The sequence below is a fragment of the Cryobacterium sp. M23 genome, assembly GCF_002929655.1.
GTDB classification, from domain to species: domain Bacteria; phylum Actinomycetota; class Actinomycetes; order Actinomycetales; family Microbacteriaceae; genus Cryobacterium; species Cryobacterium sandaracinum.
This window is the reverse complement of the sequence record NZ_PJJV01000044.1, coordinates 26,910-35,036: the sequence shown is the minus strand read 5'-3', so window position 1 is coordinate 35,036 and position 8,127 is coordinate 26,910. Positions and strand designations below refer to the sequence as shown.

General features: G+C 69.3%; 7 protein-coding genes. 2 read left to right on the top strand and 5 right to left on the bottom strand.

What is annotated here, in order from left to right:
- Nucleotides 1-25: 25 nt before the first annotated feature.
- Nucleotides 26-1,237, bottom strand: a complete 1,212-nt coding sequence (gene arsB / locus CXY82_RS01800; RefSeq protein ID WP_104169421.1) for an ACR3 family arsenite efflux transporter — start codon at nt 1,235-1,237, stop codon at nt 26-28.
- Between the two features lie 180 nt (nt 1,238-1,417).
- On the opposite strand from arsB, the gene CXY82_RS01795 reads away from it, so the two are divergent.
- On the top strand, nt 1,418-1,795 hold the full coding sequence (locus CXY82_RS01795) for a metalloregulator ArsR/SmtB family transcription factor (RefSeq protein ID WP_233199131.1): 378 nt from the start codon (nt 1,418-1,420) through the stop codon (nt 1,793-1,795).
- Nucleotides 1,796-2,267: 472 nt separating this feature from the next.
- Nucleotides 2,268-3,107, top strand: a complete 840-nt coding sequence (locus CXY82_RS01790) for a M23 family metallopeptidase (RefSeq protein WP_233199129.1) — start codon at nt 2,268-2,270, stop codon at nt 3,105-3,107.
- A gap of 399 nt (nt 3,108-3,506) precedes the next feature.
- On the opposite strand, the gene CXY82_RS01785 is transcribed toward CXY82_RS01790, so the two are convergent.
- The 4 genes from CXY82_RS01785 to xylA form a co-directional block, all read right to left on the bottom strand.
- Nucleotides 3,507-3,833, bottom strand: coding sequence for a CHY zinc finger protein (locus CXY82_RS01785; protein WP_104169419.1), 327 nt, complete (start codon nt 3,831-3,833; stop codon nt 3,507-3,509).
- 119 nt (nt 3,834-3,952) lie between these two features.
- Nucleotides 3,953-4,774: a thioredoxin domain-containing protein gene (locus tag CXY82_RS01780; RefSeq protein ID WP_158252107.1), complete on the bottom strand. Its 822-nt coding sequence runs from the start codon at nt 4,772-4,774 to the stop codon at nt 3,953-3,955.
- Nucleotides 4,775-4,961: 187 nt separating this feature from the next.
- Nucleotides 4,962-6,386: a xylulokinase gene (gene xylB, locus CXY82_RS01775; RefSeq protein WP_104169417.1), complete on the bottom strand. Its 1,425-nt coding sequence runs from the start codon at nt 6,384-6,386 to the stop codon at nt 4,962-4,964.
- A gap of 305 nt (nt 6,387-6,691) precedes the next feature.
- Nucleotides 6,692-7,897, bottom strand: a complete 1,206-nt coding sequence (xylA, locus tag CXY82_RS01770; RefSeq protein ID WP_104169416.1) for a xylose isomerase — start codon at nt 7,895-7,897, stop codon at nt 6,692-6,694.
- Nucleotides 7,898-8,127: the final 230 nt, after the last annotated feature.

Here is an 8,127-nt window from a genome sequence, read left to right as displayed (position 1 = left end):
GGGGCGGCGGGGCGGTGTACAGAGATCAGACCCGGTCGGGAAGCGGGTCGGCGGTGACGGCGGTGACGTCGGTGACGTCGGTGTCGGTTACGGCGGTGTCGGCTGCGACGGATGCCTGCGCTGCGGCCCCTGAGAACAGCCGCGGCCGCAGCCACAGCGCCACATAGACGAGGGCGACGAGCACCGGCACCTCGATCAGGGGGCCCACGATGCCCGCCAGGGCCTGGCCGCTGGTGGCGCCGAAGGTGCCGATGGCCACCGCGATCGCCAGCTCGAAGTTGTTGCCGGCGGCGGTGAACGCCAGGGTCGTGGTGCGCTCGTAGGAGAGCCCGGTGAGCTTGCCGGTGGCGAATCCGGCGGCGAACATGACAGCGAAGTAGACCAGCAGCGGCAGGGCGATCAGGGCCACGTCGAACGGGCGGTCGATCACCTGGCGGCCCTGCAGGGCGAAGAGCAGCGCGATCGTGAACAGCAGCCCGTAGAGGGCGAACGGGCTGATTTTCGGCAGGAACCGACTCTCGTACCAGTCGCGGCCGCGGGTGGCCTCGCCGACCCGGCGGGACAGGTAGCCGGCCAGCAGGGGAATGCCGAGGAAGACGAGCACGCTGACGGTGATCGCCCAGATCGAGAACTCCGCGCTCGTGGTGGACAGGCCGAGCCAGGCGGGGAGCACCTGGAGGTAGAACCAGCCCAGCGCGGCGAACGCGATGACCTGGAAGACGGAGTTGAGGGCCACCAGGAAGGCGGCGGCCTCGCGGTCGCCGCAGGCCAGATCGTTCCAGATCAGCACCATGGCGATGCAGCGGGCAAGGCCCACGATAATCAGGCCGGTGCGGTATTCGGGCAGGTCCGGCAGGAAGATCCAGGCAAGGGCGAACATCAGGGCGGGCCCCAGCAGCCAGTTCAGCACCAGCGAGGAGACCAGGAGGCGGCGGTCGCGGGCGACTGCGCGGGCATCCGTGTAGCGAACCTTGGCCAGCACCGGGTACATCATCACGAGCAGCCCGATCGCGATGGGCACGCTGACCGAGCCGATCGTGATCGCAGCGAGCAGGTCGCCGACGCCGGGTGCGACGACCGCCAGCAGCAGGCCCAGGGCCATTGCCGCGAGGATCCAGACCGGCAGGAGACGGTCGACGGCCCCGAGCCGCGCCGGGGCGATGGTGTTTTGCGCGGCAGCCGGCTGCACGGTGGGCGGGGCGGTGGGCCGGGCGGTGGTCGATTCGGGGAAGGGCATGTGGCTCCGTGAGCAGGTAAGACAAAAATCGGCGGGTGGGACATAAAATCAGAGGTGTCGATAGGGAGTCTTCCCCAATGCATCGATGGATGTCAATTTATGGGAGATACTGTTCAGATGTCGTTCACCGAGACCCGTGCCGTGCCTGAGGCGTCGACCGCTGCGGTCGCCGTGGATTTCGTGACGGATGCCGCGGTTGCTTCGGATGTCGCAGATGGCGCGACGGATGCCGCCGCCGCGGCCGCTGCCTGCTGCGCCCCTGCCGCGCGCGAGGCGATCGGCGCCGATGAGGCGGAGCGGCTCGCCCGGCTGCTGAAGGCCGTGGCCGACCCGGCCCGGTTGCGTCTGGTCTCGCTGGTGGCCGCGCACGACGATATGGAGGCCTGCGTCTGCGACCTGACCGAACCCCTCGGGCTCAGTCAGCCCACCGTGTCACACCACCTCAAAGTGCTGGTGGATGCCGGTATCCTGACCCGCGACAAGCGTGGCACCTGGGCGTACTACCGGCTCGTGCCGGGCGCGCTCGGGGCGCTGGCGGATCGGGTGCTCGGGCTCTGAATTTGCGGCTCTGCGTTTGCGGCTCTGCGGCTGCTGCTCTGCGGGTGCGGTGCAGAGTTTGCGGCTCCGAGTTTGCTGTGCTGAGTTTGCAATGCTGCGCGTGCGGGCTAGGCTGGAAGGCTGAGTTTTCGGGCGATCGCGCGTGGCGTCGATCCTGGGCCGCCGGCCGGAACATCCGTGACCGAACTGCGCAAGCCCATTGCTTTTTCAGGATACCGAGATATCCTCAGTACTTGTGCGCGAAGCCCCGCGTCGTGCGGCGCACTTGGACACTTCCTCTGAGGGAGCGTCGTTCCCCGTGGGATTGCTCTGCGCTGTGAGCGCATTCTCCGTCTGAGTGAGGTTCCGGCTCCCCCTCACCCGAACCGCGTAACCGCGCCGACGAGAGCTCTTACCATGCCCATTTTTCTCCTGTTCCCTGCCTGCCGCGTTTCGGCGGAAGGTGCCTATGCAGACGCCTAGGCTCATCAGGTTGCCTAGGCTCACCAGATTTACCCTGATCCCGCGTCAGGCCGCCGTCGGCGGATTTGCGATGCTTTTCGCCGGACTGCTCACGGTGGTCCTCGGCATTCCCGCACAGGCCTCGGAACTCGATGTCTACGGATGGCTGCCGCCGGCCGCCGTGGAAGAATCGGTGCGGGCCACCGCGGAAGCCTCAGCGCATGCCGCCGAGCCCGATCCCGCCGCGCGTGCTGCCGCCGCCCCTGATGCCTCCGCCGCCGAAGCGTCGCTACAGAGCCTGATGCCGAGTGCGGCGGCCACCGCCACCGTGCAGCGCGACGGTTTCACGGTCACTGATGCGCCGAAGCCCGAGCCCATGCCTGCCGCCCCTGCTGCGGTTCCGAGTGCCGACGATGCGGCCGCTCCGGCCGCCGCTGGTGCAGCCGTGCAGTGGCCCTTCCCGGGCTCGGTTCGCCTCTCCGATCCCTATGGTTCGCGCGATGCACCCTGCGGGGGCTGCTCGACGTTCCACAAGGGGCTCGATATGCTTCCCGGCGAGGGTGCACCTGCCCAGGCGGTTGCGGACGGCGTCGTGCGTGAGGTCTCCGCCACGGACAACGGCGGCTTCGGCGTCTACGCGATCGTCGACCACACCGTCGATGGACAGCTCGTCAGCAGCGTCTATGCGCACTTCCAGGCCGGCTCGCTGCAGGTCTCCGCGGGACAGTCCGTGGGCGTGGGCACGCACCTGGGCAACGTGGGCAGCACCGGCGAGAGCACCGGCCCGCACCTGCATTTCGAGATCCTGATCGACGGGATCACCCCGACGGATCCGTACGCCTGGCTGTCGCAGCGCGCCGGCCCGATGTAGTCGCGAGGGGCGCGCAAGTTCCTCGGGGTGCTCGGGGTGCGCCGGTTGCGCGGTTTGCGCGGTCTGCGCGGGGGGTCGCTGCGTGACGGCGGGAGCCCGTGCGGGGGTGGAAGGCCCGGCTCAGGCCGGCAAGTGCCCGGCTCAGGCCGCCTCGCCGGTTCAGTTCTGCGGCATTGTCCTGCTTGGCCCGCAGCATCCGCCCTGAACGAATTCGACGGAGTTTTTGCCGATTCACCCCCGAAATCGTCGAAACCGGCCTACGGGCAGCAAAAAATCTCCGTCGAATTGGTTCCCACCCGGGATCCTGGGTGCCGAAGTGGGTGGCGGTAGCGGTGGTGGCGGCGGTTGCGATGGTGGTGGTGGGGGTTGCCGTGGGTTGTGGGCTCGTGCGGCAGCGGCTCAGGCCGGCGTTGCCGGGAGGTCGAAGTAGAGATGGGCGTGAGCGCGGCATCCGTCGTTGAAGGCGGCGCCGCACGCAGGGCACGCGGTGGTTGCCCGGTAGTCGGCGATCGAGAGTGTGCCGCGGCAGACTCCGCAGAGGATGGCCTGCTCGGCCCAGAGGTCGGCCGGCCAGAGCCGGGCGGCATGGGTTTCACCGGCGGAGTGGCACTGGTAGCACGGGTAGAAGCGCCCGCAGCAGAAGAATCTGATCGCCACGACGTCGAGCGCGGAACGGTAGTGCACGCAGCGGGTCTGGGCGTCGACGGTCTGTCCGTGGATCTGCATGGTGGTCCTTCGTGCGAGAGACGATCGCGACTGCACGTGGGGGTGGGGCGGCGTCGGGGATGGGGCCGGGGCGTCGGGGGTGAGGCCGGGGCGCCTCGCGGTGCCCCGAACCCCAGGCGCTACTCGGCGGTGGCCTGCGCTGTGACGAAGGCCTCGAAGGCGGCCGGGTCGTCGAGGGCGCCGGGGTAGGAGACGCCGTTGACGAGCACGGTGGGCGTGCCCTTGACCTGCTCGATGTCGGCGTTGGGGAGAGGGCCGTCGAGGGCGCGTTGAGTGGCGGTGCCGACCCAGGAGGCGAAGGTGTTCTCCGTGATGCAGGTGGCGACCTTCTCGTCGGTGACGCCCGCACTGGTGGCCAGGCTGACCAGGTCTTCGTCGGTCAGGCCCTCGGTGTTCTCCGCCGGCTGGTTCGCGAACAGGGCCGCGTTCAGGGCGAGCACGTTCTCGGGCTCATAGTTGGCGACGCACGCGACGGCGGCCGCGGCCCGGGTCGGGTACTTGCTACCGGCCGAAACCGGATCGAGGATCGAGATCGGGTGCAGCTCGAGCGTGGCGGTGCCCGCGGCGACCCAGCCGGCGATCTGCTCGCCGTTCGTGGTTTCGAACTGGCCGCAGAAGGGGCAGAGGTAGTCCGCGTAGACCACGATGTTGGCGGTGTCGCCGAGGGTTGTCGGGTCGGTTGCGATGGGGTCCTCGTCGGCGGCCACGGAGACGGTCTCGACCGGGACGATGTTGGTGCCGTCGCCGCCGAGCAGCACGCCGTCGCTGGCCATGTTGAGCGGGCCCGACGCCGCAGGTCCCTGGCTGCCGACCACGACGAGGGCCACGACCACGGCAGCCGCGATCAGGCCGGCGCCGATGCCGCCGCGCAGAAGCCAGCGGTTGCGCTTCTCCTTTTTCTGCTGCTCCTCGCGGAGCTGGCGGGCGCTTTCACGCGCCATCTCGCGGCGATCCTTCTTGGGGGGGACAGGCTTGCCGTAGACATTACTCATGAACTAATGCACCGTTTCGTTGCGACTGGCAGGTGGTTCCAAGGTTAGAGGGTCCGTCTCCGGGGGAGGTGCAGCGGGGCTGTGAGGGGGCTGTGAGCGCGGAGCCCCAGCTTCGGGCGCCGTGGGCGGAGCCGGCTCAGGCCTGGGCGCGGTGGACCTCGTACTGGGCCCGGATGAGCGGGCGGCAGTCCGGTTCCGGCGCGGCGGCGAGGGATATCGGCCAAACCGGGCGGCTGCCGGTCAGCGCCCACGCGGCCTGGACGGCGGCGCCGTCGGCAACGTACTCGCCCGGGGTCGGAACCACGACCGGGCAGTCGAAGACCTGCGCCGCGATGGCCGCGACGACCGGGCTCTGCGCGGCGCCGCCGATCAGCAGCACCCGGTCGGCCACCACCCCCTGCGCCCGTACGGCGTCGAGGCCGTCGGCGAGGCCGCAGAGCATCCCCTCGATGGCTGCGCGTGCGAGGTTGGGCCGGGTGCTCGAGGTGAGGGTGAGTCCGAAGAGGCTGGCCGTCGCGTCCGGCAGGTTGGGCGTGCGTTCGCCTTCGAAGTAGGGCTGGAGGACGAGCCCTTGGGCGCCGGGTTCCGCGCTGAGCGCGAGGCTCCCGAGCTCGTCGTGCTCAACCCCGAGGAGCAGCCGCACCGCGTCGAGCACCCGGGCGGCGTTGAGCGTGGCCACAAGAGGCAGGGACAGTCCGCTGGCGTCGGCGAAGCCGGCGACGGTGCCCGTGGCATCCGTCGTCGGCTGATTGGTGACGGCGAAGACCGTGCCGCTGGTGCCGATGGAGACGATGACGTCCCCGTCGCCCGCGCCGAGTCCCAGTGCGGCGCCGGCGTTGTCGCCCGCGCCGACGCCGATCACGATTCCCGCTGGGGACGAATCCGACAGAGGGGCCGTGGTGCCGGCGGTGTCGCCGGGGCCGAGTACGCGGGGGAGGATGGCACGGTGCCCGAGGGCGCGTTCGAAGAGGTCGAGGTCGTAGGCGCCCGTGGTGGGTGACCAGTAGCCGGTCCCGCTCGCGTCGGAACGGTCGGTGGTCAGCTCGTCCAGTTGCGGCCCGAGGGAGCTCGCGTCGGCCGGGCCGTAGCCGCGCAGCCGCCAGGTGAGCCAGTCGTGGGGGAGGGTGACCGCGGCGACGCGGGCGGCGTTGAGCGGTTCGGCGTCGCGGAGCCAGCGCAGCTTCGTGGCGGTGAACGAGGCCACCGGCACGAGGCCCGTGCGCCGGGCGTACTCGTCGGCGCCGATCTCGGCGATCAGGTCGGACGCGGCACCGGCGCTGCGGGTGTCGTTCCAGAGCAGTGCCGGGCGGATCACGCGGCCTTCGGCGTCGAGCGCGACCATGCCGTGCTGCTGGGCGGCGACGGAGATCGCGGCGACATCCGCGAGCCCGCCGGCGTCGGCGAGGGCGGCGTGCAGCGCCTCCCACCAGCGCTCGGGGTCGACCTCGGTGCCGTTCGGATGCGACGCACGACCGCTGCGCACCAGGGCGCCGGTGTCGGCATCCCTGATCACGATCTTGCAGCTCTGGGTCGAGGAATCTATTCCGGCAACCAGTGTCATGGCTTCATTCTCCGCTCGGGGCTCGTGCGTCGTGGGGCATGGGTCGTGGGTCGTGGAGATTGGGCGTGGAGATTGGGCGTGAGGAGGGGGTGCGACGAGGGGGTGCGAGGAGTGGGCAACTCAGGAGAAACGGATGCCGCGGGCCTGGGTACCGCGGGCACGGTGCGGGATCCGCGGGCCCGGCCGCCGCATCCGGAGGATCTCCCGCGTCAGCTACAGGATCGGACTCCTGAGTGAGCCATGGGGCCAGCCGGAGCCCGGCACAGGGCCGGCCACCGTGGCCGGCCCCGCGCATCGGGATCCCGTTAGCGGGCGCCGAGCAGGTGCTCCAGCGCCAGCTGCTGCAGCCGTACGAAGCCGAAGCCCTTGCCGCCGAAGTAGGCATCCGTGTCGAAGTCCTCGTAGGAGGCGCGGTCGGCGAGCAGATCGTCGTAGCTTTCGCCGGCTGCCAGGGTGGGCGCGGAGAGCTCCGGCACGCGTGCCGCTTCGAGCATCTGCTGCACCTCGGGGTCGGCGCGGAAGGCCTGGGTGCGCTCCTTGAGCAGGAGGTAGGTGCGCATGTTCGCGGCGGCCGAGTCCCACACGCCGGTGATGTCCTCGGTGCGGCTGGGCTTGTAGTCGAAGTGGCGGGGGCCTTCGTAGGACGGGCCGCCGTTCAGGCCGCCGTTCTCGAGCAGGTCGACGAGCGCGAACGCGTTGTGCAGGTCGCCGTGGCCGAAGACCAGGTCCTGGTCGTACTTGATGCCGCGCTGGCCGTTCAGGTCGATGTGGAACAGCTTGCCCTGGTACAGCGCCTGGGCGATGCCGGCGGCGAAGTTGAGCCCGGCCATCTGCTCGTGGCCGACCTCGGGGTTCACGCCGACCAGCTCGGGCCGGTCGAGAGTGGTGATGAACGCCATCGCGTGACCGACCGTGGGCAGCAGGATGTCGCCACGCGGTTCGTTCGGCTTCGGCTCGATCGCGAAACGGATGTCGTAGCCCTTGTCGGTGACGTAGTCGCCGAGCAGGTTGACGGCCTCGCGGTAGCGATTCAGGGCCGCACGGATGTCCTTGGCCGAGTCGTACTCGGCGCCCTCGCGGCCGCCCCACATCACGAACGTCTTCGCGCCGAGCTCGGCGGCGAGGTCGATGTTGCGCAACACCTTGCGCAGCGCGAAGCGGCGCACGCTGCGGTCGTTCGAGGTGAAGCCGCCGTCCTTGAAGACCGGGGCGCTGAACAGGTTGGTGGTGATCATCGGGATGATCAGGCCGGTGTCGGCGCAGACCTGCTTGACCCGGTCGATCTGGGACTGGCGCTCGGCATCCGTGGAGCCGAAGGCGAACAGGTCGTCATCGTGGAAGGTCAGGCCGTATGCGCCGAGACGGGCGAGGTTCTCGACCGCGTCGACGACGTCGAGTGGCGGCCGGGTCGGGCCGCCGAACGGGTCGCTGCCGTTGTAGCCGACGGTCCAGAGCCCGAAGGAGAACTTGTCGTCGCGGGTGGGGGTCAGGCTCACATCACTCAATGTCATTTCACTACTTCCAATTCAGCTGCGTCGATGATTTGTTGATTACCCAAACATATATCAATCGTGACCAGAACGGGACGGTTTGCCGGAAATGATCCGAATTTGCCTCCGGCGGGAACTATTAGCCTGTGTTGCGGCGCTCGATCCGGGCAGAAGGGTATGGCCTGGATAATGAATCCACCTCGATTGCGCACAAATAGCGGAATCTCGGGACAACAGTTGGCAATTGGCTC

What these genes read in the sequence shown, in the direction of transcription:
- arsB (WP_104169421.1), bottom strand. Translation starts at nt 1,237, where the DNA reads ATGCCCTTCCCCGAATCGACCACCGCCCGGCCCACCGCCCCGCCCACC.
- CXY82_RS01785 (WP_104169419.1), bottom strand. Translation starts at nt 3,833, where the DNA reads ATGCAGATCCACGGACAGACCGTCGACGCCCAGACCCGCTGCGTGCAC.
- CXY82_RS01780 (WP_158252107.1), bottom strand. Translation starts at nt 4,774, where the DNA reads ATGGCGCGTGAAAGCGCCCGCCAGCTCCGCGAGGAGCAGCAGAAAAAG.
- xylB (WP_104169417.1), bottom strand. Translation starts at nt 6,386, where the DNA reads ATGACACTGGTTGCCGGAATAGATTCCTCGACCCAGAGCTGCAAGATC.
- xylA (WP_104169416.1), bottom strand. Translation starts at nt 7,897, where the DNA reads ATGACATTGAGTGATGTGAGCCTGACCCCCACCCGCGACGACAAGTTC.